At 68.8% G+C, this 24,212-nt stretch carries 36 protein-coding genes; 34 read left to right on the top strand and 2 right to left on the bottom strand.

Going from position 1 to position 24,212, the window contains the following annotated elements:
- Position 1 precedes the first annotated feature (1 nt).
- From VNJ48_RS02280 to VNJ48_RS02400, 25 genes are all read left to right on the top strand, one after another.
- A complete protein-coding gene (locus VNJ48_RS02280; RefSeq protein WP_325598698.1) occupies positions 2–451 on the top strand; it encodes a hypothetical protein in 450 nt (149 codons plus the stop codon).
- A gap of 13 nt (positions 452–464) precedes the next feature.
- Positions 465–1,382, top strand: coding sequence for a hypothetical protein (locus VNJ48_RS02285; RefSeq protein WP_325598700.1), 918 nt, complete (start codon positions 465–467; stop codon positions 1,380–1,382).
- Complete coding sequence (locus VNJ48_RS02290) at positions 1,379–1,861, top strand: hypothetical protein (RefSeq protein WP_325598702.1); 483 nt, start codon at positions 1,379–1,381, stop codon at positions 1,859–1,861. The genes VNJ48_RS02285 and VNJ48_RS02290 overlap by 4 nt, the downstream gene beginning before the upstream one ends.
- Positions 1,861–2,259 (top strand): hypothetical protein, encoded by a 399-nt coding sequence (locus tag VNJ48_RS02295; RefSeq protein WP_325598704.1) that lies wholly within the window; start codon positions 1,861–1,863, stop codon positions 2,257–2,259. Before VNJ48_RS02290 ends, VNJ48_RS02295 begins: the two co-directional genes overlap by 1 nt.
- 3 nt (positions 2,260–2,262) lie before the next feature.
- Positions 2,263–2,754, top strand: coding sequence for a hypothetical protein (locus VNJ48_RS02300; protein ID WP_325598706.1), 492 nt, complete (start codon positions 2,263–2,265; stop codon positions 2,752–2,754).
- Positions 2,751–3,179, top strand: a complete 429-nt coding sequence (locus tag VNJ48_RS02305) for a hypothetical protein (RefSeq protein ID WP_325598707.1) — start codon at positions 2,751–2,753, stop codon at positions 3,177–3,179. Before VNJ48_RS02300 ends, VNJ48_RS02305 begins: the two co-directional genes overlap by 4 nt.
- Positions 3,176–3,739: a hypothetical protein gene (locus VNJ48_RS02310; RefSeq protein WP_325598709.1), complete on the top strand. Its 564-nt coding sequence runs from the start codon at positions 3,176–3,178 to the stop codon at positions 3,737–3,739. The genes VNJ48_RS02305 and VNJ48_RS02310 overlap by 4 nt, the downstream gene beginning before the upstream one ends.
- 15 nt (positions 3,740–3,754) lie before the next feature.
- Positions 3,755–4,885, top strand: a complete 1,131-nt coding sequence (locus VNJ48_RS02315; protein ID WP_325598711.1) for a hypothetical protein — start codon at positions 3,755–3,757, stop codon at positions 4,883–4,885.
- 3 nt (positions 4,886–4,888) lie between these two features.
- Positions 4,889–5,296 (top strand): hypothetical protein, encoded by a 408-nt coding sequence (locus tag VNJ48_RS02320; protein WP_325598713.1) that lies wholly within the window; start codon positions 4,889–4,891, stop codon positions 5,294–5,296.
- Positions 5,296–5,787 (top strand): hypothetical protein, encoded by a 492-nt coding sequence (locus tag VNJ48_RS02325; protein WP_325598715.1) that lies wholly within the window; start codon positions 5,296–5,298, stop codon positions 5,785–5,787. The genes VNJ48_RS02320 and VNJ48_RS02325 overlap by 1 nt, the downstream gene beginning before the upstream one ends.
- A 35-nt stretch (positions 5,788–5,822) precedes the next feature.
- Positions 5,823–6,035 (top strand): hypothetical protein, encoded by a 213-nt coding sequence (locus VNJ48_RS02330; RefSeq protein ID WP_325598717.1) that lies wholly within the window; start codon positions 5,823–5,825, stop codon positions 6,033–6,035.
- A 22-nt stretch (positions 6,036–6,057) separates the two neighbouring features.
- Positions 6,058–8,430: a hypothetical protein gene (locus tag VNJ48_RS02335; protein WP_325598719.1), complete on the top strand. Its 2,373-nt coding sequence runs from the start codon at positions 6,058–6,060 to the stop codon at positions 8,428–8,430.
- A gap of 125 nt (positions 8,431–8,555) precedes the next feature.
- The gene (locus VNJ48_RS02340) at positions 8,556–8,942 is read left to right on the top strand and encodes a hypothetical protein (RefSeq protein ID WP_325598720.1); all 387 of its coding nucleotides are present in this window, start codon (positions 8,556–8,558) and stop codon (positions 8,940–8,942) included.
- Positions 8,939–10,252 (top strand): C40 family peptidase, encoded by a 1,314-nt coding sequence (locus VNJ48_RS02345; RefSeq protein ID WP_325598722.1) that lies wholly within the window; start codon positions 8,939–8,941, stop codon positions 10,250–10,252. Before VNJ48_RS02340 ends, VNJ48_RS02345 begins: the two co-directional genes overlap by 4 nt.
- Positions 10,243–11,787 carry a hypothetical protein gene (locus VNJ48_RS02350; RefSeq protein WP_325598724.1) on the top strand — a complete coding sequence of 515 codons (1,545 nt, stop codon included), beginning with the start codon at positions 10,243–10,245 and terminating at the stop codon, positions 11,785–11,787. The genes VNJ48_RS02345 and VNJ48_RS02350 overlap by 10 nt, the downstream gene beginning before the upstream one ends.
- 13 nt (positions 11,788–11,800) lie before the next feature.
- Positions 11,801–12,100 carry a GPW/gp25 family protein gene (locus tag VNJ48_RS02355; protein WP_325598725.1) on the top strand — a complete coding sequence of 100 codons (300 nt, stop codon included), beginning with the start codon at positions 11,801–11,803 and terminating at the stop codon, positions 12,098–12,100.
- A 4-nt stretch (positions 12,101–12,104) separates the two neighbouring features.
- A complete protein-coding gene (locus VNJ48_RS02360) occupies positions 12,105–13,232 on the top strand; it encodes a baseplate J/gp47 family protein (RefSeq protein WP_325598727.1) in 1,128 nt (375 codons plus the stop codon).
- Complete coding sequence (locus VNJ48_RS02365) at positions 13,229–13,831, top strand: hypothetical protein (protein ID WP_325598729.1); 603 nt, start codon at positions 13,229–13,231, stop codon at positions 13,829–13,831. The genes VNJ48_RS02360 and VNJ48_RS02365 overlap by 4 nt, the downstream gene beginning before the upstream one ends.
- Complete coding sequence (locus VNJ48_RS02370) at positions 13,831–14,574, top strand: hypothetical protein (protein WP_325598731.1); 744 nt, start codon at positions 13,831–13,833, stop codon at positions 14,572–14,574. Before VNJ48_RS02365 ends, VNJ48_RS02370 begins: the two co-directional genes overlap by 1 nt.
- 49 nt (positions 14,575–14,623) lie before the next feature.
- Positions 14,624–14,992: a hypothetical protein gene (locus VNJ48_RS02375; protein WP_325598733.1), complete on the top strand. Its 369-nt coding sequence runs from the start codon at positions 14,624–14,626 to the stop codon at positions 14,990–14,992.
- A 27-nt stretch (positions 14,993–15,019) separates the two neighbouring features.
- Positions 15,020–15,277 (top strand): hypothetical protein, encoded by a 258-nt coding sequence (locus VNJ48_RS02380; protein WP_325598735.1) that lies wholly within the window; start codon positions 15,020–15,022, stop codon positions 15,275–15,277.
- On the top strand, positions 15,274–16,035 hold the full coding sequence (locus VNJ48_RS02385; RefSeq protein ID WP_325598736.1) for a hypothetical protein: 762 nt from the start codon (positions 15,274–15,276) through the stop codon (positions 16,033–16,035). The genes VNJ48_RS02380 and VNJ48_RS02385 overlap by 4 nt, the downstream gene beginning before the upstream one ends.
- A gap of 69 nt (positions 16,036–16,104) precedes the next feature.
- A complete protein-coding gene (locus VNJ48_RS02390) occupies positions 16,105–16,995 on the top strand; it encodes a peptidoglycan recognition protein family protein (protein ID WP_325598738.1) in 891 nt (296 codons plus the stop codon).
- Between the two features lie 53 nt (positions 16,996–17,048).
- Positions 17,049–17,819, top strand: coding sequence for a hypothetical protein (locus VNJ48_RS02395; protein WP_325598740.1), 771 nt, complete (start codon positions 17,049–17,051; stop codon positions 17,817–17,819).
- On the top strand, positions 17,816–18,211 hold the full coding sequence (locus VNJ48_RS02400; protein WP_325598742.1) for a hypothetical protein: 396 nt from the start codon (positions 17,816–17,818) through the stop codon (positions 18,209–18,211). Before VNJ48_RS02395 ends, VNJ48_RS02400 begins: the two co-directional genes overlap by 4 nt.
- A gap of 70 nt (positions 18,212–18,281) precedes the next feature.
- On the opposite strand, the gene VNJ48_RS02405 is transcribed toward VNJ48_RS02400, so the two are convergent.
- Entirely contained in the window at positions 18,282–18,770 is a 489-nt protein-coding gene (locus tag VNJ48_RS02405; RefSeq protein ID WP_325598744.1) for an Ltp family lipoprotein, read from the bottom strand.
- A gap of 205 nt (positions 18,771–18,975) precedes the next feature.
- Between VNJ48_RS02405 and VNJ48_RS02410 the strand changes: the two genes are divergently transcribed.
- From VNJ48_RS02410 to VNJ48_RS02450, 9 genes are all read left to right on the top strand, one after another.
- Positions 18,976–19,392, top strand: a complete 417-nt coding sequence (locus tag VNJ48_RS02410; protein WP_325598746.1) for a hypothetical protein — start codon at positions 18,976–18,978, stop codon at positions 19,390–19,392.
- Positions 19,392–19,748 carry a hypothetical protein gene (locus VNJ48_RS02415; protein ID WP_325598748.1) on the top strand — a complete coding sequence of 119 codons (357 nt, stop codon included), beginning with the start codon at positions 19,392–19,394 and terminating at the stop codon, positions 19,746–19,748. Before VNJ48_RS02410 ends, VNJ48_RS02415 begins: the two co-directional genes overlap by 1 nt.
- The gene (locus VNJ48_RS02420; RefSeq protein WP_325598750.1) at positions 19,745–20,122 is read left to right on the top strand and encodes a hypothetical protein; all 378 of its coding nucleotides are present in this window, start codon (positions 19,745–19,747) and stop codon (positions 20,120–20,122) included. Before VNJ48_RS02415 ends, VNJ48_RS02420 begins: the two co-directional genes overlap by 4 nt.
- On the top strand, positions 20,119–20,334 hold the full coding sequence (locus VNJ48_RS02425) for a hypothetical protein (RefSeq protein WP_325598752.1): 216 nt from the start codon (positions 20,119–20,121) through the stop codon (positions 20,332–20,334). Before VNJ48_RS02420 ends, VNJ48_RS02425 begins: the two co-directional genes overlap by 4 nt.
- Positions 20,331–21,152: a tyrosine-type recombinase/integrase gene (locus VNJ48_RS02430; protein ID WP_325598754.1), complete on the top strand. Its 822-nt coding sequence runs from the start codon at positions 20,331–20,333 to the stop codon at positions 21,150–21,152. The genes VNJ48_RS02425 and VNJ48_RS02430 overlap by 4 nt, the downstream gene beginning before the upstream one ends.
- Positions 21,153–21,220: 68 nt before the next feature.
- Positions 21,221–21,541 (top strand): hypothetical protein, encoded by a 321-nt coding sequence (locus VNJ48_RS02435; protein WP_325598756.1) that lies wholly within the window; start codon positions 21,221–21,223, stop codon positions 21,539–21,541.
- Between the two features lie 33 nt (positions 21,542–21,574).
- Positions 21,575–21,820 carry a DUF3263 domain-containing protein gene (locus VNJ48_RS02440; protein WP_325598758.1) on the top strand — a complete coding sequence of 82 codons (246 nt, stop codon included), beginning with the start codon at positions 21,575–21,577 and terminating at the stop codon, positions 21,818–21,820.
- Positions 21,817–21,957 (top strand): hypothetical protein, encoded by a 141-nt coding sequence (locus VNJ48_RS02445; protein ID WP_325598760.1) that lies wholly within the window; start codon positions 21,817–21,819, stop codon positions 21,955–21,957. Before VNJ48_RS02440 ends, VNJ48_RS02445 begins: the two co-directional genes overlap by 4 nt.
- A gap of 141 nt (positions 21,958–22,098) precedes the next feature.
- Positions 22,099–22,845 carry a phage Gp37/Gp68 family protein gene (locus VNJ48_RS02450; RefSeq protein WP_325598762.1) on the top strand — a complete coding sequence of 249 codons (747 nt, stop codon included), beginning with the start codon at positions 22,099–22,101 and terminating at the stop codon, positions 22,843–22,845.
- Here VNJ48_RS02450 and tcmP read toward each other — a convergent pair.
- Positions 22,835–23,995, bottom strand: coding sequence for a three-Cys-motif partner protein TcmP (gene tcmP, locus VNJ48_RS02455; RefSeq protein WP_325598764.1), 1,161 nt, complete (start codon positions 23,993–23,995; stop codon positions 22,835–22,837). The genes VNJ48_RS02450 and tcmP overlap by 11 nt on opposite strands.
- Between the last annotated feature and the right edge of the window lie 217 nt (positions 23,996–24,212).

The following is a 24,212-nucleotide window of genomic DNA, read 5'->3' on the forward strand; positions in this document are numbered from 1 at the left end:
GATGGCTCAGATCCCACAGGTCCGCAAGACCGGACCGAGGTCCTACCCCGCCGCTCAGACGATCGTCGGCGGCCAGGTCATCGAGGGCCGTGCTGCCAGCGTGGCCGGTGTCGCCGCCGACGCGTCGGTGCGAGTCATCGGTGTCGCCCTCAACGATGCCGTGGCTGTTCTCGTCACCGACCCCGTCGGTGGTGTCCTCAACACCGCACCGACCGGCACCCGCGTCAACGTCGCTCACGGGGACGAGCTCCCCGTGACCTACGCCGTCGCAGCAGCCTTCGGTGACGCCCTGGTCGCAGCGGCCAACGGCCAGGTCCGCCCGTACCGGTTCACCGACCCCGACGGGGCCGGCCCTCTCGTGGCCGACACCGACCCTCGAGCCATCATCGGCCGCTGCACCGAGCTCGCCGGCGTTGCCGCCGGCGCGGTCGGTCTGGCCTGGATCTACTGAGAAAAGGACCCTCATGTCTCCCACCCAGCTCTCCCTCACCAGCGGGCCCCAGATCTCGGTCCGGACCCTGCTGCAGAACCCCCTCATGATCCCCGCGCGGATCCTCGAGCTGCTCGACGGGCAGTTCATCGACGACATCCTCCTGCGCTTCGAAGGCAACGCCAGCGTCGTCGCCTTCGAGGAGGGCGCACCCGTCTTCCTCGACGGCGAAGTCGCCGACCTCGTCGAGTTCGAGGAGATCCCGGTCCTCGGCACCGGCTTCGGTCTGCCGCGCCTCGCCGTGGCGACCAAGAAGGGCGCCGGCGTCCGCGTCTCCGAGGACATGAAGCGCGAGAACAACATCGGCGCGATCAACAAGCAGATCATTGCGCTGACCAACAGCATGATCCGTGCGCGGTTCATCGCGATGCGCCAGCTGCTGCTCAACCCGGCGATCCCGTCGTTCCCGGCCGCGGCTGCCTGGGACACCGTCAACGGCAAGCCGCGGCGCGACATCGCCCTGGCGCAGGAGATGGTCGGCGCGGCCGGCACCGGGCAGGACGACACGTTCGGCTACGAGGCCGACACGATCGTCTTCCCCGGCTCCATCACCCCGGTCCTGCTGGACAACTCGGACTTCCTGAAGGTGTACGGCGGCAACCTCGCCAGCGAGAACATCGCCTACACCGGCAAGCTGCCCCAGGACGTCATGGACATGGCCGCCCTCAAGGCACGGTTCTGGCCGGCCGACCGGGTCCTCGTGACGCAGCGGAAGACCCTCGGGTTCTACACCGACCCGCGTCCGCTGGAGGTGACGCCCATGTACCCGGAGGGCGGCGGCCCCAACGGCGGGCCAACCGAGTCGCACCGCACCGACGCGACGATGAAGCGCACCGTCGGCATCGACCAGCCGAAGGCTGCCGTGTGGATCACGGGGGTGAAGACGCCGTGAGTGAGGTCAACGAGATCAAGGCTGGCAAGTACCAGCTCGTGGCGGTCCAGTGGGACCAGATCACGTCCAAGCCCGACGAGCCGCTGGACTTCACGCGCCACACCCACGGCGCGATCGTTGAGCTCAGCGCCGCCGAGGCACGACGCCTGGTCGGCGCCGGCGCGGTGGTCAAGCCGGGGCAGCTGGAGAAGTCCAAGGCCGAGCGGGCCCGGGAGATCGCCGAGCAGGCCAAGGCGGAGTACGAGGCCGCCTTGGCGTCGCTGCCCGAGGACGTCCGAGCCGAGGTGGCTCCGGAGACGGTCGCTCCGCCCGTCCCGAACGGCACACCGGCGAAGTCCGCCTCGAAGGTGGACTGGGTGACCTACGCGACCGACGAGGCTCGAGGCGAACAACGCCTCACCCCCGAGGACGCCGAGGCGGCGACCCGTGACCAGCTCGCGGAGAAGTACCTCGCTCCCGCGCCCGGCGGTGGCTCCTGATGAGCGAGGGCTACACGGTCGCTCAAGAGGGCGGCGTCTGGGCGCAGACCGAGGACGGGCCGATCCACGTCGAGCAGGGAGCCGGCGTGCCCAACACGGTCCTCGCGTCCGAGGTCACCCGGCTCGCGAACGGTGGCGTCCTCGAGGGATACGACATCCTCGACGTCGAAGCCGAAGTACTCCCCGAGGTCGCCAACCTCGCCGAGCTCAAGGTCCGGGTCGGCGACGACCCGGACACCGCCCGCCGCTTCCTCGACCAGGAAACCTCCAGGGAGACCCCACGCACGACATGGGTCACCCACCTCCAAGGAGTGATCGACGCCGCCGGCAACACGTCCGACGCGACGACCGGCTCCGAGGACCTCGGCGGCGTCGCGGTCTCCGAGGACGGCGTCTAGCTCGTGGCGCTCACCGGGATCCTCGAGGAGGTGACCCGCCCTCGCCTGAGCGGCGGGCACCTCCGCGAGCGGCAGTCCGAGATCTTGGACTCCACAGTCGCGGCGGTCATCGCTGGGTTCGAGGAGCTGGTGAGGAGCTCGTCCCTGCAGGTCGTGCTCCTCACCGGTCCCAACCCGCCGGCCGGCCCGCTGCGGGACCTCGCCGCGGAGATCATCACCTTGGAAACGGCGTCTGCGATCGAGTACGGCGAGTTCCCCGAGCAGCAGGTTCAGGGCGAGGACGGCCGCGGCTACTTCCTCCACCAGAGAGCGCTCGAGCTCCTGGCTGACTTGACCCGCCGGATCGCTGACCTCGGCGGCGTGATCCCCGCCGACGGCGGCAGTGCCGGCGTCAGCCCCGGCCTCTCGCCTCTGGGCTCGTTCCCACCCGCGCTTCCGTACCCGGACCTGGTTGATGACACGCCGCGGACCGTCTGGTGGGGAGGTATCGCATGAGCATGCTGACGATCGAGATCGACGACCGCGGCCCCCGCGAGCACCTCGACTCGATGATCGACCGACTCCTGAACCCGCGGCCCATGATGACAATGCTCGGCCACTCCCTCGAGGAGTACGAGCGCGAGGTCTTCCGGACTCGTGGATTCCGCTCCTGGGCGCCCGACGACGCTGACACCGTCGAGCAGAAGGGCGACTCCCGCGTCCTGGTCGACACCGGACAACTCCTCCGCCAGCTGACCAGCGCCCGCGTCGTCGGTGACACCGTGGTCGTCGACCAGGGCGACGCGTTCTACGCCGGATTCCTGCGCGACGGCAAGGGCGGCATGCCGCGACGAGACCCGGCCCCGAAGCCGTCGCGTCGCCACGTCGAGCGCTGGGCCGACCAGGTCCTCGGCTACATCGTGACCGGCCGCACCCGATGATCGAGATCGGATCAGCCGACGAGCTCTGCAAGGCCGCCGAGACGACGCTCCGGGCCGCTCTCCCGATGGTCCTCAACCTCCCTGAGGTCAAGGGCTACCTCGGTGCTCGGGCGCCCGAGTTCGAGGCCATCAAGGAGTGGCACCAGCTGCCCACCCTCGAGGCGATCTCCTCGGCCAAGTTCCCAGCCGTGGTGATCACCACCCCGGGTCTTGTCGGCCCGCCTGTCTACCAGCGGTCCAAGCAGTCCTGGGAGACCACCTGGAGGCTCGCGATCGGGATCTACGACCGTGCAGGCGACCACGCCGCCACCTCGGCGAGGGTCCGCGACTGGATCGCCTTCATCCGCACCGCGCTCCTTCGCAACGTCACCCTCGGCGGCGTCGCGAAGGGGATCACCTGGGCAGGCGAGGAGTACGACCTACTCCCCGACCGCAAGCACGCCCGCACGATCGGCGCGGGCGCCCTGGCGATCGACGTTCGTGTCGACGTTCCCGACACCCTCGGTCTCGGCCTCCCGGCGGCGACCAAGACCACCACCACTCTCACCGTCAACCCGTAAGGGAGTAACCCAGTCATGGCCCGTCCCCAGATCATCGTCAACGTCTCCGCCGCTCTGGCGCGACGAGGAGCACCGACCGCGACCGGTCGGGCCTTCGTCGTCTACCCGACGCTCTCCACGGCCCCCGCCGGCCCCGCAATCCCGGTCGTCGTGCGCTCCGAGGCTGAGGCCCTCGCAGCCGCCGTCCCGGCCCAGTACGCGACCTGGATCGGCGACATCCTCAAGCAAGGCGCACCCGACGTCGTCGTGGTCCGCGCCATCACGGCCCAGCTCTCGACCGGCATCATCACCCAGGCCGAACTCGAGGCCGCTCTCGCGACCTTCTCGTCCGACTTCGGTCCCGGTCAGGTCCTCGCCCCCGGCGTTGCGACCGTCGCGGCGCGCGCCGCGCTCCTCGGTCACGCGAACACCACCGGCCGGACGGTCCTCCTCGACGTCCTGGAGAACGAGACCGCCGCGTCGGTCGTGTCGATCCTCACCGCCCTCGCCGCGTCGCCGGGGTCGAAGACCGCGGGCCTGCTCCCCGGCTGGCCGAAGCTGCCGATCCTCGGCGGCGGCACCCGCAACGTACCCGGGTCAGTCATCGCCGCTGGTCTCGCTGCCCGCGGGGACGCCGCCGTCGGTCACGCCAACCACGCCCCCGCCGGCGACCAGGGCCGCGGTGCCGGGTTCGTCACCGACGCGACCGGCGTGTCGATCGGCTACACCGACGCCGAGCTCGACTCGATCCACGACGCCGGCGGGTCGGTCTTCCGCACCATCCGTGGCCAAGTGCAGCTCTACGGCTGGAAGGCCGTCTCCTCCGACGTCCGATTCGACCAGCTCAACGTCGGTCGGATGACCATGCAACTCGGGACCGGGATCCGCGCCGGCGCCGAGGCGTTCCTCTTCCGCCCGATCGACGGCCGCGGGCTTCTCTTCGCCGAGCTCGAAGGTTTCCTCCGCGGCTACCTGTCGCCCCTGTACACCGCCAACGCCCTCTTCGGTGCCACCGCCGACGACGCCTTCGATGTCGACGTCGCCGGCGCCAACACCCCCGCCACGATCACCGCCGGCGAGGTCCGCGCGAACGTCGCGGTCCGTCTCACCCCGCACGCCGAGAAGGTCACGATCTCCGTCGTGACCGAGTCCCCCGAAGGAGCCTGACCCATGGCATCGCAGCAGAACAGCCTGATCACCGTTGCCGTCGACGGGATCCCCCTCGGCGTCTGGGACACCCGCACCGGAGGCGAGTCCTCCGCCGAGGTGTCGAAGTACCGCCCCGGCGGCATGGCGAAGCAGAAGCTCCGCTCCGGCCTGCCCGAGGTCGGTGACGTCACCGTGTCCCGCGAGTTCGAGTTCGATCGCGACAACGACCTGCAGAAGCGTCTCCGCGCCCGCGCTGGCCGCGCACCGATGTCGGTGTCCGACCAGCCGCTCGACGACGACGGAGTCGCGTTCGGGAAGCCCACCGTCTGGTCCGGGCGCCTCAACAGCGTCAACGCCGGCGACTCGGACTCCAACTCCAGCGACGGCCGCATGTTCGAGCTCGTCATGGTCGCGGCAGAGGTCGTCTGATGACCCACGAGGAGCAGACGGACACCCAGACCACGACGCTGCGCGGCAGTCTTCGGGAACGTCGCGAGCAGGCCCGGTCGAAGCTCTACCTCGACCGCCGCGTGCCTCGCATCGACCCTCCGGTCTTCGTGCGGTTCAAGCCGCTCAGCAGCGCTCGCCTGGAGGGTCTCACCCGCCAGGCGGAGAAGTCCAAGGATCCCGAGCGCTACATCAACGGCAGCGCGATCGCGATCGCCGACGCATGTGTCGGGATCTTCGAGGTCATCGACGACGAGAAGGTCTCGATCGACCCTGACGGCGATCGCGATGACTGGCCCCGCTTCGACAGTCGTCTCGCCGAACTGCTCGGGCTGGCGGACCTCGGCAAGGCCGCCCCGATCGTGCGCGCCCTCTATCTCACAGACGGCGACGTCACGAGTGAGGCCGCAGCACTGACCGAATGGTCCGGATACGCCGGCCAGGAGGCTGACGAGGAGTACGCGGGAAACTGACGGGCGACCCGATCATCGAGGCCGCGGCGGCAGCCGTGGTGCTCGGCGTCGACCCGACGTTCATCCTCGACACCGACTTCCAGGACCTACCCGTCGTCGAGGCGATCCTCTGGCGAGCGAACGAACTCCGCGTCGAGTACGACGAGGCGCTCGCCAAGGCGACCGGCAGCTATGTCGCCGAGAAGACCATCCCTCCTCTCGCCAAGCACCTGTCCCGCCTGATCCGCGCCATCGCCCGGATCAGCTGACCTGCAGTAGGAGGTGGTCGCGATGGAGGAAGTCGGAATCAGGCTCAGCCTCGCCGGCCGCCGGGAGACCGCGGCAGGACTTGCTGCCACCAAGGACGACCTCGAGGTCGTAGCCGACGCGGCGAAGGACGTCGACACCGCAGGACGACAGGCCGCCCGCGGTCTGGAGAAGGCCAGCAGCCCTCGGTTCTCGCGAGGCTTCGACTCCATCACCAAGGGCGCGCGCGGACTCTTCGGGTTCCTCGGTCGCGGAGCTGTCGCAGCAACGCGAGGCGCGGTCGTCGGGGTCACCGCACTCAGCATTGCCCTCGGCGCCACCAGCGTGAAGGCGATCGGCCTGGCGAGCGACGCCAACGAGACCGCTTCAGCCTTCGGTACCGTGCTCGGTCCTGCGGCTGGACGGACACAGAAGGACCTCGACGGACTTTCCAAGCGCTTCGGGCTCTACGGCGCCGACCTGCAGAGCGCGGCCACCGGGTTCGCCACGCTGGGCAAGATGTCGGGCCAGCAGGGCAAGGGCCTCTCCGAGTTCTCCACCGGCCTGGTCCGTGCCGGCCTCGACCTGGGGTCGTTCTACAACGCCCGCCCAGAGGAGGTCATGGGCGCCTTGCAGTCCGGCCTCACCGGTGAGGCGGAGGGTCTGAAGCGGTTCAACATCTTCATGTCCGACGCCGCGCTCAACGCGTTCGCAGTCTCGAAGGGTCTGACCCAGTCCACCCAAGACATGTCGGAGCAGCAGAAGGTCGCTCTCCGACACGCGTTCATCATGGCCAACCTAGGCGACGCCCAGGGCGACCTGACCCGCACCAGCGAGGGCTTCGCCAACCAGCAGCGCGGCGCCACGGGCCGCGTTCAGACCTTCATGCGGATGCTGGGCGGCCCACTGACCACGGCGGCGACCGGAGTGTTCAAGGGCTTCAACGTCATCGCGCAGCGCGGGATCGGGATGTTGCGTCGAGAGCTTCCCGGTCTGCAGAAGGACGCCGGGGGCGTTTCTGAGACGATGACCCGATGGGGCCGGCAGATCGCTCGGGGGCTCCCTGACACGCTGCAGAAGGTCGGCGGACTCGTCTCTGACGTGCGTGAGCGAGCCGGACGACTGTCGGCCGCCTGGGGTGGGCTGAAGGTCGGCAAGTCCGGCGCCCAGTTCCGAGAGGCCGGGGCAGGGCTGTCGGTCATCGGCGCGTCGCTCAAGGGCGTCGACCTCACCAAGCTCGCTGATGGGTTCTCGTCCGGCCTCAACGACTCTGTGTCGGTCTTCGGTGTCGTCATCGGCTTCGCCGCCGACCACGTCGACACGCTCGGCAAGTACATGCCGCTACTGATCGGTGCCTTCATCGCCTACAAGGGCGCTCAGGCGCTGGCGAACATCGCCGCCATCGCCGCGCTGCCCATCACCGTTGCCAACATCGGCGCAAACATCGCCCTAACGTCGTCGAACCGTGCTCTGGCCACCCAGCTGGCGATCACCAACAACGTCGAGAAGGTTGGGATCATCACCCGGGCCCGCGGCACCGTGGCCACCGTCGCGTCCACCGTCGCCGGACTCGCAGCATCCGCGGCCACGAAGGTGTGGGCTGCCGGCCAATGGCTCCTCAACGCCGCGTTGACCGCCAACCCGATTGGTCTCGTCGTGGTCGGGATCGCGCTCCTGGTCGGCGGCCTGGTGCTCGCCTACAAGAAGAGCGAAACGTTCCGCACGATCGTTGACTCCCTGTGGAATGGGGTGCTCAAGCCCTTCGGAGCGTGGATCGGCGGTGCGCTGCTCAAGTACGTCACCACCCTTGCTCAGGGGTGGCTGATGATGGGCCGGTTCGGGGTCATGGCGTTCCGGTTCCTCCTGACCGCGGCGTTCAAGGCCTTCGACGGAATCCTCTCTGCAGCAGAGGCTGGCCTCGGATGGGTCAAGGGCGTCGGCGACAAGATCCGCGGCGCTAGGGAAGCGTTCGACGCCTTCGGAGACTCCACGATCAACAAGCTCCAAGGAGTCGAGGCCAAGCTGCGCAGCACGCAGGCCGCGATCGACGGTCTCGCTCGTGACCGGTCCTCCACGATCACGATCGCAACGGTCTACACCTCTCGGTCAGCTGGCAAGGAAGCCAGCATGGGGGCGTTCGGGATCCCCGGGGTAGCGAACGGGGGCCACGTCCAGCGTGGCCTGCCCTACATCGTCGGCGAGCGCCGAGCTGAACTCCTCGTCCCGTCGGTGTCTGGTCGGATCCTTCCCAGGGTCCCCGACTCGCCGGCCGACCTCGAGGACATCGACCCGGGTGCGTTCGCCGGGTCTTCGGTCGGGCGGAGCAAGCAGCCGGTGCACATCCACGTCGACGTAGACGGGCGCCAGATGACTGAGGTCGTCATCAACGACATCGAAGACGTGGGGGCACGGGCGTGAGTCGTGTCGTCATCACCCGGGTGGGGAAGCCCCGTCCACGTCTGGTCCTCGACCAGATCGGCGACGACACCCTGTCAGGTGGCCACGGCGGATGGGAGACGGTAGACCGGCCAGGGCGTCCCGCGATGACAACTTGGGTCGGGACACCCGCCCAGAGCTGGACCCTCCCCGTGTCCCTCGACGGCACGAAGACCCGCGGGATCGATGAGTCCGTCGAGCGTGACGTCGAGCAGCTTGAGGCTTGGGCGCGTCCAGCCGGCGACACCAACGAACCGCCGCCGCTAACCGTGACCGCCCGCGTCGGCCGCGGTCGCGCGACTGCCCGCTGGGTCATCACGTCGATCGACCTCGGGGAGCAGATCCGCAACGACGAAGACGACCGGGTCCGCCAGGACCTCACCCTGAACCTCCTCGAGTACGTCCCCGGCCAGATCCTCAAGGGCCCCGGCGCCAAGGCGCGCGCCAAGGGGAAGAAGAACAAGGGCGACGGCAAGACGGGCAAGAGTAAGTGAGCCCCAGGCGGGCTCCGGTGGACCGCGACAAGCTCGTCGAGGCCCTCACCCTGATCACACCTGACGCAGGGACGTCGCTGCAGCTGCACGACGCGATCATCGCCGCACCGGACCTGACGCTCACGATCGACGGCGCCTCGACGCTGTCCGTCACCGTCCGCGACACCGACCGGAAGCTCGCCCGCTCCGACGCCTTCGTTGCCCGGTCGTGGGCGATCGTCGACGGGGTGCACTTCGAGCTGGTCAAGGCTGCGAAGAGCGGCAACGACGTCACTCTCACCTTCGAGGACGCCGTCGTGGGGGCGATGCGCCGCGACAAGAAGACGTATCGCTGGCCGGCGAACAGCGTCACCCAGCGCGAGCTGCTCGTCCAGCTGGCCCGCGGCGCCCGGGTGAAGTACTCCATCGACCCCGCGCTGGCCCGGAAGGTCCACGAGCTCGTCGAGCGGACCAAGGGCGCATCGTCGTGGGACGTTGCCGGCACGGTCACCAGCAAGGTCCAGGCCCGGCGGTTCTCCAACGGCAAGCGCCTGATCGCCGGGTCCGACAAGTGGCTCCTCGCCCGGAACGACAAGGCGCTGGTGGTCAACGAGAACTCCGGGCCGTGGGGGCCGGTCGACTTCGACCTCGACGTCGGGCGCCGCGCCTCGACCGCTACGACCACCGTCGACTCCGAGAAGGGGCTGATCCTCCCCGGCGACCTGGTCGACATCCAGGACGACTTCCCCGCCACCGACGGAAAGTGGATGGTCTCCGAGTACCGACACGGACTCACCACCACTCGCGCAGACGTCAAGCTGATCCGAGCCCAGCACCTCCTCAAGGAGCCGAAGGGCACCGGCGGGCCCGGTGAGAAGGGCGAGGACACCTTCCTCCCCGACCAGGCCGGCGACCCGGGCACGGCGGGGAGCAGCGGCGGCACTTCGGCGGCTGCCAACCCGGCTCGGGAGAAGATGGTCCATTTCGCGCTTGCCCAGCAAGGCGACGCCTACGTCTGGGGAGGGAACGGTCCGTCCGGGTGGGACTGCTCCGGCCTCGTCCAAGGCGCCACGGCACACGCTGGCCGCCAGCTCACGAAGCCTTCAAAGAGCCAGTGGGCGACGTGCCAAGCCGCCGGCGTCACCATCCCGGTCTCCACGGCACTCGGGATCCGCGGCGCTCTCCTCTTTCGGATGAGCGGGGACCCGACGCACGTCGCGATCAGCCTCGGGAACGGATCCACCATCGAGGCCATGGGATCGGCCTACGGCGTCCTCGTCGCCGGCGGAGCGGCCGACCGCGGCTGGACAGGTGCTGCCCTGTGGATCTGAGCGCACTCGCCCGGGCAGCGAAGTCAGAACCGGCCGATCCCGACACGTTCACCGCGCTCGTTGTCCGCGCCGACGAGTCCGGCCTGTGGGTCGCGCCGCTCGGCGACGACACCCAGATCCCGTTCGGGCCCTGCCGCGGCGGCTACACCGCCCAAGGGACTCTCACCCCGGTCGGTTCCCTCGTTGTCCTGATCCTCACTCCGGACGGGCCCTGGGCGGTCGGCCTCGACAACCCCGCCCTGGCGATCGCCGATGGCACCCTCGCACCGTTCGACAACCCCTCGTTCGAGGTGGCCACCGCTGACGGCTACGCAGTGGGCTGGTCCGACTTCTGGTCCGAGAGCCGCCGGATCCCCAACCCCACCACGGTGCCCGTCCCGGTCGGGAAGTACCGCTTCCTTGTCGAGGACGGCAACGCAGCTCACGGCGCACGCAGCCACCGCACCGACGCCAACCAAACCACCGGCGTCCTCGAAAGCAACGAGTGGAGCGTCCCGCCCGGATCCTCGATCGAGGTCTCGATCTACGCGCGCGCCGTCGGCAACACCCCCAAGTGCTCCGTAGCCGCCTGGACCAACGTGGCCGGCCAGTACGCCGGCCCGTTCGGATCCGGCGCCGGACTGTTCTACCCGATCGACATCACCCCCGGCCCCGACTGGCTCCGCTACCGCGGCGTCGTGACCCTCCCCCCGACCCACAGCCGAGTGAACCTCCTCATCAACACCGGCGACGAGGTTGGGATCAGCACCGTCTGGATCGACAACGTCGACGCCGACCTCGTCGAGCTCGACCCCGCAGCCGCTCACCAGGAGTTCATGCGCCGAGCAGCGCTGACGCTGACTGGCGGCGGTATACGGACCGTCACCGCTGGCGGGAACGTGTCCTGGAGCCAGGTCCTCACGATCGCCGCCCTCGGCTACGAGACCACCGAGGCCAACGCCGGCCGCTTCGACATCGCCCAGCCCCCCAACGGGACCGTCATCCCCGTCCACTCCTCCGCCGCGCGGACCTCACACACTGTCGCTGGCGGTGTGATCGCGCTGAACCCCGACGATGCGCTCTGGTACGAGCTTCCTCTTGGGTCTGTCGCAGCGTCCCAGCCCGGGCGCTTCCACATCATCGGATCCACCTCCGACGACGGCTACGTGGTCCCCCCGCACTGGGTACTCATCGTGCGGCGGATCGCCTGGTCACCAACCTCCTACGCGCTGGAGTACCTCTGGGGCGACGGACGCGGCCAGGACCCCTGGAGAACCCCGCCCCTGAACGCCGGCTGGGTCGAAGGGACCGTCGTCCCGCGGTTCACGAAGTCCGACACCGGCGACGTCCGGATGAAGGGTCGGGTCCGCTCCGGCACCGGCTCCGCGTTCACCCTCATCGAGGGCTACCGCCCGGGCGTTGGTGGGCACCGCGCGATCGTCCCCGACGGCGTCGGCGCAGCGGCTCTCCTGACCGTCACCGCGGCAGGCGTCGTGACCACGGCCGGCAACAACACCGACCACTCCATCGAGACCGCGTTCGCGGCCGAGCAGTAGGGAGCACGCGCACATGGCTCGAGTACTGACACTCCCCCTCACCGTCGCCGCCAACGGCGCCATGGCCACCGTCACGCAGGACAGCTCCCCCGAGATCACCCAGTCCGTCGCGCTCCTCCTCGACACCCGCCCGGGCGAGCGCCGCACCCTGCCCGACTACGGGCTCCCCGACCCCCTCTTCAGTGGCGTCGATCCGAACCTGGTTGCCGAGGTCATCGACGAGTGGGAACCGCGCGCCGAGACCGAGCTGATCGAGCTGGTCGTTGCCGGGGCGTTCCAGGCCGTCGACGTGCATCTCACCGAGGAGGCCTGACCCGATGCCCTGGATCCCGCCTGACCTCCCGACCGACCCCGACCAGAACGCGATCAACATTCTCGACGGCCTCCAGGACCGGCTCGTTGGGTGGGTGCCGACCGACGGCGACCCGTTGACTGCCTTCGCATCCGAAGTTGGTCGCGAGATCGCAGACCTCGCCGCAAACACGTTGGTCCGGATCGAGATCGGTGTCGCCGGCTGGGGTGAGACCGTGTTCGGGGTCCCGTCCCTCCAGGCGAAGCCCGCGACCGCTCTCGTCGAGCTCACCCTCTCCGCGGCAGCGACGCTCGGACCGGAGTTCGTCGTCGTCGGGAAGACCGCGGGCGGTGTCGAGGTCTCCCTCGCCCTGGTCAACATCGTCAACGCACCGATCGGGACGTCCCAACACACGATGACCGCGATCGTCCCCGGGCAGGACGGCAACGGGATCCCGATCGGCCCGCTCACCATCGCCACCGCGACCGCGTCGGTCGTCACCGCAGTCGCGATCTCCGCCTCCACCGGCGGCACCGACGCCGAGACCCTTGCCCAGTACCTCGACCGGCTCGCCGACACCCTCGCAACCCTGCGCTTCGGTGGCGTCCGCGCCGAGGACCTCGCAGCCCTGTCTCGAGGGGTCGCCGGCGTCCACCGTGCCTTCGGAGTCGACCTCTACGACCCGGCGACACCGGCGACCCCCAAGGAGAGATCGGCAACCGTCTTCCCAGTCGGATCCGACGGACTCCCCGTGTCCGCCGGGATCAAAGCCAACCTGGCCAACTACCTCGCGACCCTGCGTGAAGTGAACTTCCTGATCTTCATCGCTGACCCCACCTACACCGCGATCACCGTCGCCTACACCGTCTCGGCCGAAGCTGGCACCACCGGCGCGACCCTGGTGACCGAGATCAACGTCGCACTCGCCCGCTACCTGTCCCCCGCCAACTGGGGGTCCACAGACGCCGACCCGCAGGCATGGGTGAGCTCGCCGAAGGTCTTTTTCAACGACCTCATCCGCGTCATCGGCAACGTCCCCGGCGTGGCTCGCGTCGTCTCCCTCACCGTGAACGGCGGAACCGCGGACGTCACCCTCGCCGGCGTCGCACCACTCCCCGCCCCGAACGCGACGATCTCCGGGGGCATCGTGTGACCGCCTTCGGTGACCGTGTCCGGGCCGGGCTGGGAGACACCCTCGTTCGCCGCTCCGGGCCCCTCCTGACGCCCGTCATCGAGGGTCTCGTCGGACCCGCGACCACCGTCGACGACCTGGTCGCCGAGACCGACGGCGGGTGGGCGGCGATCTTCGACCTCGACGTAACCCCGGCGCCCGCCACCCTGGGCGCCGCAACCGGGACCCTCATCCCCGCAGGACTCACCCTCGAGCAGCAACGGACCTACCTCCGCGAGCAGCCCGGCCGACGCCGCGGATCCGCGTCCTCGATCATCGCCGCCGCCCGGGCCGCCGCGCCCGGTCGGCTCGTCGACCTCTTCGAGCGGCTCGGGAGCCCGTGGAATCTGGAAGTCAGGCTCACCGGCGGATCCAACGACCCCATCACCCTCGCCGCCGTCGAAACGGCCGTCCGCGCCCAGAAGCCCGTCGGGATCACCCTCACCGTGACCCTCGTCGCCGGTGCCAGCTACGACCACCTGCGACTCCATCACGGCACCACCTACGACGCCCAGGCCGCCGCCTTCGGAACCTACGACGACGAACGCACCCACCTTCCAGAGGGAGGCACGACCCCGTAATGGCCACCAAATCCCGTGGAGTCCCGTTCCCGCTCGGCACCGACGCCAACAACACTGCGGCAGACCTGAGCCTCCTCGCCGACTGGGTCAACGACCGGCCAGGGGTCGCGGCACTCACAACCACGGAGCGGAACGCCCTGACTGGCGCCGCGCTCTGGGATGGCCGGATCGTCCTGAACGTCACGACCGACCGGCTGAACCGCTACGACGCCGGGACGACGACCTGGGTCCAGATCGCCGACTCCGCTGATATCGCGGCACTTCTCTCGACATCCGGTCTCCCCGCCGCCAACGCCCTCACGGCATCCCGCGGGGTCTCTGCATCTGCCGCCCGAGCCGACCACGTCCACCCAGGCGGCACACTGGGTTACTCGCAAGCGGTCGTGGACCAGGGCTCTATCGGAGGAGCGTCCGTCAACCTCACCAACCTGTCGGTTTCGGTGACCGTGGGGACGGGACGCCGGATCAGGGTTACCGGGCACGTCTCAATGGACAACCCGACAACCGGGACGGGGCAGAGTCTCTTCATCTTCGAGGGAGCCGCCGTGCTCCAGAAGCGGTCGTTGGTGGCGGGGGCGAGCAACTTCGCAGAACTCTTGCACGCGGAGGTCGTGCTCACGCCCGCAGCCGGGGCACACACATACAACCTTCGAGGGCTCGCCACCGCGGGGTCTAACTCCATTCTCCGTGCAGCAGCCGACACCCCTTCGTTCATCCTCGTCGAGGACATCGGTTCGGCGTGACCACCTGACCACCTGACCACCCTCCAACAACACCCCTCGGAGACCCGCTATGTCGTCATACCTGAACATCAACGAACTGGCCGCGTCGCCGACCTTCCGCGGCCGCGTCCAAGCCGCGATCGCTGTGAGAGCCGCTGGAGTCCTCGGCGAGACCGAGGACAACGCCGCAAAGGCCGCCAAGCGCCAACAGCTGGCGGCCACGATCCTGGCCGACCCCGCAACGAAGGTGAACGCCTTCATCTGGCTCGTGGTCACCAACGACTCAGTCAAGGCGGCCGGGATGGCCACGACCGACAACGACATCGAGTGGGTCATCGGCTGGGCGTGGGACCAGGTCGCCGGAGTGACGAAGGCAGACCTCGCCCCAACGCCGGCGGCCTCCACCACGACGCAGACGCTCACCACCAAGACCCAGTGACCATTCGGACCCGCTCGGGAGGCGACCATGAATGAGCCCAGCATGTTCGAGGTCATCCGGCGCCTTGACGAAGTGACCCGGCGCCTCGACACCCTGACCACCACCCTCGAGGACAGGTACGTCCCGCGCCGAGAGTACGAGCTCCGCGTTGGGGAACTGGAGAAGGACGCCAAGGGTCAAGAGACGTTCCGGCGCCAGGTGTTCGGGAGCCTCATCGTCGGCGCCGTTCTGCTCCTCGCCCAGATCGTGATCTCGCTGGCCGGAACCCCGGGAGTCGGGTCATGAGGCGCCTGAGGTTCCCGACCCCGTCGCGCCGAGCGCTGGCTATAGGTGCGTGGCTGGTGGCGTCGCTGGTCCTGGTCCTGATCGTGTGGATGCTCGTCATCATCGGACGGCTCTCGAACGACGCAGTCGAGACGCAGAACGAACTCGATGCAGCAAAGGGCCAAGCCAGTGAGGTCTTCGGCGAGCTCGTTGAGACGAACGCCGCCCAGGACGCCGCACTGGAGGAGGCGAACCGTCGGCTCCGCGAGGCAGGGAAGGCGCCGGTGTTCACACCGCCGACCCCCGAAGCTGTTGCCGGCGCGACCGGAGAGACAGGTGCCCGCGGACTCGTCGGTGTGACAGGGCCGGCCGGTGAGCGCGGCCCCCGCGGGTTCACCGGCAACATGGGACAGGCAGGGAAGCCCGGCGAGCCCGGCCCGCGGGGTCCTGCGGGACCTGCTGGCGAACCAGGTGCGGACGGCCAGACGGTCGTCGGCCCCGCCGGACCCAAGGGCGAACCCGGCCCGCGGGGTGAGCCCGGCCCGCGGGGTGAGCTTGGTGAGCCCGGCCCAGCCGGTCCTGACGGGTCCCCCGGCGCCGACTCCACCGTCCCCGGCCCCCAGGGGCCCCCAGGTGAACAAGGGGTCGACGGAGCGCCGGGTCCCCCCGGCATCGTCAACGTCGTGACATCGCCCGCGTGCTCGGACCTCATGCCGAACATGTCCATCTCGCTGACCTACGACCCCGGCTCGCAGACCCTCACCCTCGTCTGCTCCTGACCGAATCCAGCCCACCGCTTCACCTCGACCGAGTGAAGCGGGACTTCGCCATGCCCGAAGGAGATCTCCATGACCGCGATCGACTGGGAGCGCCGCCTCCTGGCCCAGCAGGGCCTCGAGATCCGCCAACGTCACATCTGGGGAGCCGTCCAGGGCTACGGCAGCGACCGTGACTGCGAGGTCCCCGCCACTGCGTTCTTCCTCCACATCGCCGTCGTCGACGACCCGGGCGATCTGCTCGGCACCGAGGACCAGGTTGCCCGCAACATCGAGGCGATCGGCCAGTCCCGGTTCGGGTCCGGGATGTCGTACAACGCCCTGGCGTTCAACACCGGCCGTCTCTACGAAGCCCAGCCCCTGACCCGCCGTGGCACCCACACCGTCAACACCTTCGAGCGGACCCACTGCCCCACCCACCCCGGGTCCCTCACAGCACCGGGGTGGAACAACAACGTCAACGCACGGGCGCTGTGCCTGCCCCAACAGGTCGACGACCCGGTCACCGACGCACAGATCGACGCCGCGGCCCGGTGGGCGGCCGTACAGATCCGCGCCGGCCTCGCCGCTCCGTGGGCGCGCTGGCACGGCCACCGGTGTGTCACCGCCAAGGACTGCCCTGGCGGGAGGGCGTTCGACCGCATCAACGAGCTGCAGGCACTGACCGAGCACTACGTGAAGAACGGACTGGAGGACATCGTGACGAAGGACGAGATGAACCAGGTGGCCGACATGGTCGTCGACAAGCTGCTGGCCGCTGAGGTCGGTGAAGACCGAACGGTGAAGGCGGCGCTGCGCATGGCGAGCAAGGCCCCCGCGGCCGCGCGCGACCTCCAGCGCACGTTGACGGAGAAGATCCAGAGCGCGCTGCTCAGCGAGCCCGGCGACGTCGCCGTAACGGTCACCGCCGAGCAGATCGAGGAGGCGGTCAAGGCCGCTCTCCGCGAAGGCACCGGAGCCTGACGGTGCGTGAGCTCGAGGTCCGCCAGGCGGTGATCAACGCCCACGGTGGCGTGATGTCTGAGCCGACAGCGAAGGAGTTCCGGACCTGGCTCGAGGTCTTCGCCGGCGACCTCGACCTGATCTTCATGAACGAGGTCACCGACCGGATCCACCGTGCAGTCGCTGCAGCACTGGGCAAGGGCTGGGAGGTGGAACGCCGGCACAACCGTCCCGGGTCCGATGAGGTCCTCCTCGCCGTCCGCAAGAGCGTCGGCCGCGTCCAGTCGACCCGGTCTCTGCCTATGGGTGGCGGCCGTTGGATCGGCCGCCACACCGGGCGGCTCCACACGGCACGGCAGATGCTCGAGGCCTGCATCGACCTCGACGTCGTCGACCTGTTCGCCGCGGTGCTCCACGCCCCACCGTCCGTCGACGTCGAAATCAAACCGGCAACCCCGCGACGCCGTCGCGGTTTCGGTGAGGGTGGGCTTCTCGGTCGCGTCGCACGTCGATTCACCGTCCTGCTCGGGAAGGCCGACCGGGTCCGCGCCTGGCGCCTCTACTGGCGACGGTTCCGCCGATGGGCCGACGGCATCAACCGGCTTGGCGTCCCCTGGGTCGCCGGTGGAGACGTCCAGGAGCCCAGGACCGCACGCGGGTGGACTTCCCCCGCCGACACGGCCGCACGCGTCTCAGGGCGCTCCTACCTCCGCGGCATCGACGGGTGGCTCGCCAGTCGTCACGTTCATGTCAAGGACATCGAGGTCCACGACCCCGCACCCGGTGGCGACCACCACGTCGTCACCTCAACTCTCGTCATCCCCATCCGAGGAGGAACAGCATGACCACCACCCAGGGCACTGAGCCCACCCAGGTCCGCCAGCCACGGCGGGCAACGATGCGCACCATCTTCCAGGTCGGGATCCCGGCCATCCTGGCGTTGCCGCTGATCATCCAGGTCATCGTCGACGAGCTCGGCGGCCAGCTCCCTCCCGGCGTCACCGCCTGGCTGGTGGCGGTCGGGGCGGTCATCACCGCGATCGCCGCGGTGCTCGCGCGGGTCATGGCTATCCCGCAGGTCGAGCTGCTTCTCCGCAGGCTCCCCGACTGGACGCTCCTCGCAGCCCAGCCTCGACCCAAGCCCTCCCCGGACGAGAACGGCCGCGCCAGCTCCGGCCTGCTCCTGGTGCTGTCCCTCGTGGCCCTCGTCATGGTCCTGAGGTGGGTCCTGACCTGACCAAGCACCACCGATCGCGCCCGTCACCCTCGTGGTGGCGGGCGCTTTCGTGCGTCTGAGTCGAGATAGGTCAGAGGTTCGTGCCGTTGTTCACGCCATAGACGGCCTGCGGTTCGGTGAAGCCCTCGAACTTGAGCTGGTCGATGAGGCTCTGACGCGAGAACGATGACACCGACATGTATTCCTCAGCCTTGGCGGCGGCCTGCTCGTTCCAGTTGACCTTGAGCTGGTTCACTGCGAAGGTCGCGTCCGCCTTGGAGAAGTCCTCAAACATGAGCTGTTCGACCAGGCCCGACTGAGAGAACGCCGAGAAGCTGAGGTACTCCTCAGCCTTGGCCAGGGCATTCTCCTGGCCCCCAGTCATTGCGGGCGCCTCCTTGGTGGGCTTCGCCTTCGGTGAGGACGAGTCCTTGGTGGAGCCATCATCCTTCTTCTCACGCTTCTCGGTGGCGCGCTCCGCGGCCGTCTTGTCGTCGGTCTCAACCGGAGCGCAGGCGCTCCCCAATGTCATCAGGATGGTGCACGCCACAGCGGCGCCGGCAGTCTGCGTGATCTTCATGTGAGCGGGTCCTTGAGTGTCGTGGTGACCGGGGGAGGGCCCAGTATCTACGCGGCCATCAGGCGCACACCGGGCGTTCTGGCCAGAGGCACTTATCTGCCAACCCCCAGAGAACCGATAACGGTAGTTATCCGTATTCGGTCCGGCGAGCCTCACCCACGGGTGTCGGTGTCGTCGGTCACCATGGAGTCATGTTCAAGACCCCGTGAGCCCCCAGACGCCGACCCCGCCGCCCTTCGAGCCGCCGGGCCTGCGCGACCTGATCGAGTCGTTGTCGTACAAGCCCGGCTGGACGACGTCCCTCGGACTGTTCGAGGAGGACGGCGAGGCCCGCGGCTGGGCCTTCTACGTCGTCAGCGACACCGAGAACTCCTACGACCACAGCCAGCGCATCAGGGTGCGCCACGAGTTCCTCGTCCCCCCTGCCTCCTGGGGCCGTGACACCTGGGCGGCGTGGCTCTTCGACCGGATCCGCGACGTCGAGACCCACGAGGCCGGCGAGTTCTTCAAGTTCGACGGCTACCGCGAGTTCGCGCCGCACCACGGCAACGGTGAGGACCCCTACCGGGTCTGGCACGTCGGAGACCACGCCCAAGCCCGCAAGAAGTCGGGGCAGGACTGATGACCGCCCCCACCGAGGGCGAGGCAACCGTCGCCGTCGACGCCGCCGCACGGAAGGCTTGGGACCTCCAGCGCGCGCAGCTGCGCGACCAAGGCTTCCCATCACCCGAGTTCGACGACCTCGACCCGATGCAGCAGCTCCAGATCCGCCAGCAGGTCCTCCCGATCGTCTGGGCCGCGCTCGAAGCCATCCCCCGGCCCAGCGAGATCCGCGCCCAAGTCGCGGAGTCGATCGAGGCCTACGCCGATAGCGAGGCCGAGCGCACTGAGTGGGACGGGGCGCCCGGGCTGCTCGGCAACTGGATCGGTGGCATCCGCGACGGCGCGAAGCTCACGCGCGGGGAGATCTCCCCGTGAACGAGCTCGCCGGCGAGACCATGCTGCGCCGGCTCCCGGTCGACGACCGGACGCGCACCACCTGCGAGGGCTGCCACGGCGAACTCGTGTGGGCGACGACGGTAGCTGGCCCGAACGGCCGCGGCGGCAAGCTCATGCCTCTGGACCCGCTCGAGAACCTCGCCGGCAACGTCGCCGTCACCACACCCCACCGCGGCCGCCTCCTGGCGCGCGTCCTCACCAAGGACGAGGCGTTCGACCGGCCCCACGAGTACGCAGCCATGCCCCACTTCGCCAGCTGCCCCACGAGGACCAAGCCCGAGCTCCCCCAGGACGTCGTCGCGCTGCAGCAGCTCCGGCACAAGCCGCGCCGCCGCGGAGGTCGACACCGATGAGTGCCGCCGACGAGGTGGGCGCGGAGTTGCTGCAGGAGGCAACGAACATCGGTTGCGCGTGGCTAGAGATCTTCGAGATGCAGGTAGGCGGCCCGGTGTTCTCGCGGGACACGGAGCGTGAGGCCTTCGAGATCGGGGTCAATGCGGGCTTCATCGGCGCGATCCAGGCTCTCCAGAAGCGCAACCTCCTGCCCGGGCTCACCCCGGAATGAGCAGGACACCCGTCACGCTGATGGACCCGGTCTCGGCCGCATGGATCAGCTGGTGCGAGCACGAGAGGGTTCCGGGCAACACCATCCGGCGCCGCCGCTCGGTGCTGCGCTCAGTCGGGAACGCCGGCGTCGCGACCCGGGAGGAGATCGAGGAGTGGTGGACCACCCGCCGGCACCTCGCCGACACCAGCCGCGCCAACGACCTGGCCGTGCTGCGCAGCTTCTACACCTGGTGCCAGGTCTGGGAGCACCGCAGTGACAACCCGACCATCCGCCTCGCGTCACCGCGCCCAGCTGCAGGCGCACCGAAGCCCTTCAGTCGCCGCGACCTCGACCAGATCCTCGAGCACGTCGCCGACGACGCCCCCCTGCGCCGTGCGGTACTCCTCGGCGCGTGGGCGGGCCTCCGTGTCTCTGAGGCCGCGGCGCTGCACTGGTCCGATGTCGACCCGGAGACCCGCCGGGCACGAGTCACCGGCAAGGGACGCAAGACCAGGTCGGTCACCTTCTCGCGCCGGCTCATGGACGAGCTGCTCCCTGACACCGCCGGCAACGTCGTCACCGGGAGCGACCGCGCCTGGGCTGGCGGCACGCTCGGGCGGAAGGTTAACGCCGCGATCGCGAACGCCGGCGTCCACGGAACGTTCCACAAGCTCCGTCACCGCTACGGGTCCGTCGCCTACCAGCGGACCAAGGACCCCAAGGCCCTGGCAGACCAGATGGGCCACGCCTCGGTGGCCACCACGATGAGCTTCTACGCTGCGGCCGCCGATGAGGCCGCTCAGGCGATCGCCGACGCAGTCTCGGACGACGACTGACCTCGCGGTCCTCCACAGGCCACGAGAGACGCCTTCCGCATGCCCTTGGACGGAGCGACGATGGCTCGGTGACCAGCTACTACTTCACCGACGACGACCAGCAGCGCGCGCACGAGATCGCTGACGCGACCTCCGGCCCCTGCCTCCGCGACGACTGCCCAGGGCGTCAGACTGGCGAGGTGACCACGTACAGCCCCGACGAGCGCCCAGACGTCGAGGTCCTCGTGAACGGCGTCTGGCACCCCGGGGAACTACGCGCCTGGCAGCGGCGCGACGACGGCTGGTGGGCCAACGTCCAGTGGCGGCCGCGCGCCGGCGAGACGTACATCGACACCGTGCCTGCCATCGACGTCCGGGTCGACGAGACGACCGACCCACGCTGGAGCTGACTGGGTGTCGGTGGCGGCGTCTAGCGTCCCCGCATGGCCCTATCCGTTCGCGACACGATGATGCTCGACTTCGAGCGCAGCTGGTGGAAGTTCGCCGGCGCCAAGGACGAAGAGATCGTCAAGCGGTTCACGATGACCTCGACCCGCTACTACCAGGCGCTGAACGCCCTGATCGACCGGCCCGAGGCGATGGAGCACGACGCCATGCTCGTCCGCAGGCTGCAACGGCTCCGGGACCAGCGTCGATCGAACCGCGGAGCCCGGAGCGTGGCGCGATGAACCGTGAGCAGATGCAGCAGATGCAGACCCAGACAGACTGCTCGTGGGACCCGCGCGCCGTCGACCCGTCCCTCGAGCGGCAGCAGCTCGCCGGCGAAGAGGACCAGAGCCAGCCCGGCTGGGACGCCGGAGCGTAGATCCCCCACGAGTGACGAGCCCGCCGAGAGCCTGATCGCGCGGGTCTCCCGCCGCTTCCTGGAAACCCCGTTAGCCTGCCTGTGTTGAGGCATACTGGCACGAGATCGAACACCTGTTCGAAGACATAGGGGAGTGCAGGCATGGCAACCAACAGTGCGATCGAGTGGACCCAGGTCACCTGGAACCCGGTGACAGGCTGCGATCGCGTCGCAGCCGGCTGCGACAACTGCTACGCCCTGGCGCTGTCCAAGCGACTCAAGGCCATGGGCGCCGAGAAGTACCAGAACGACGGCGACCCGCGCACCTCCGGGCCCGGCTTCGGCGTCACCATCCATCCGTCCTCACTCGGCCAGCCGTACAAGTGGAAGTCGCCAAAGGTCGTCTTCGTCAACTCGATGAGCGACCTCTTCCACGCCAGGGTGCCGATCAGCTTCGTGCGCGACATTTTCGACGTCATCCGGGAGACGCCGCAGCACACCTATCAGGTCCTCACCAAGCGGGCACACCGCATGGCGCGCTTCGCCGACACCCTCGACTGGCCTGAGAACCTCTGGATGGGCGTCTCGGTCGAGTCGTTTGACGCCGTCGACCGCATCGACCACCTCCGAGCCACGCCGGCCGCTGTGCGGTTCCTGTCCTGCGAGCCGCTCATCACCGCGCTGCCGAACCTCGACCTCACCAACATCGACTGGGTCATCGCCGGCGGCGAGTCCGGACCGAACGCGCGAGCCATGGACCCGGAGTGGGTCGTCGACATCCGCGACCAGTGCACCGACGGCGGCGTAGCGTTCTTCTTCAAGCAGTGGGGCGGCCGTACACCGAAGGCCAACGGACGCGAGCTCGAGGGCCGTCAGTGGAGCGAGATGCCGCGATTGATCACGGCGTGATCTCGGGCGCGCGTCGGATCACGTGCTGGTGCGGCTTGCCCCCTCGATTCACGAACTCGATCTCGCCGTCCTTGACGAGCTGACGGAGAGCGACGCTGAACGCGGTTTCCTTCGCTTCTCCGTAGACGTCGCCGAAGATCTCGGCCCAGTGCTGCACGACGGGGTAGGTCCCGCCCTTGGCGCAGAGGCTTCGTAGGTTGCTTGTGATGGTGGCGATCGCAGTCTTGTGCTCGCGCTTCAACTGGTCCGCGACCGTGTCGAAGAGCATGTAGTCGAGCTCCTCCTCGTCAGGGCCCAGGAAGGTCAGCCACTTCTCCCGCGCTCTGGACGACGCATCGCCGAATACCCAGAAGCCGTGCGGCTTGGTCGTGAGGAAGATTAGGAAGTACACGGGCTGATGGTGGACCTGACGGCGGACCGGGGTCACGGCCCAGTCGAACCGCGTGCCTGCGGTGAGGCGCTTCGAGTACTCGATCGCGACAGCCTCCGCAGCGCCCTCCCATGACACTCCTCCCGAGGCCTCATGTGCGCCGAGGGCGACCTCGCGCCACCAGTCACCGCCGCACACCCGATCCGCTTGGGCGATCCCTGGGGAGTCGAGCTGGCCCTTCTTGTACTGACCGCCGGCGCGGCGGATCAGGTCGGCGCTGAAGTTCATCAGGAACTCGGTCCGTGGCCAATCGCCGCGGCGGGTGAGCAAGGGGTGCAGCGTCTGGAATGGCAGCACGGCGCCGCAGGGGTCCAGAAACATGAAAAGGCTGGCGCCAGCGGCGTAGCGATACACCTCGTCGAGGTGGTCCGCGCAGTCAGCGTTGCGGGTCTCGATGTTGATGCCTCGGGCTCGGTACTCGTCGGCGACAGCTTCGAGCTTCGCCCAGTCAGAAGGGTTCTGTTCGACCAGGAAGACGTCGATCTGGGTGCTGTGCTTGATCTTCTGAGCGTGCAGCATCATGTGCTCGCCAGACCCTGCTGAGCCATCATCGAAGCGGCCTCGGCCAGCGAACCCGTCGAAGAGGACAGCCCTCTTGGGCTTCAGCGTGCTTGCAGTCATGGCCGCGAACCGGATTGCATATTGGTCCAGGATCCCGTGCTTGTAGACGGACTGCGCCTTTGGCTGGTCGAGCAGACCTGCGTCGGTGCCCTTTGACATCTTTCCCCCTCGTGCCCGGGCGCTCCTATGAGCTGCCGCCGGGCCATCAGGCTAAGGGCGAAGGCGCCAGATCCGCTTGCGTTCTCAACGCGGTCAGTCCCAGCAGGGCTGGGACCAGGGCGCGTGACCCATGCTGACGTGGGGCACGGCGTGGGGCAGACAGCGACATTAGGGGACTCGTCGCGACTCGCTCGTGTGGCCTCAGAAAGGCCTCTGA

The organism is Nocardioides sp. (assembly GCF_035576065.1).
GTDB lineage: Bacteria > Actinomycetota > Actinomycetes > Propionibacteriales > Nocardioidaceae > Nocardioides.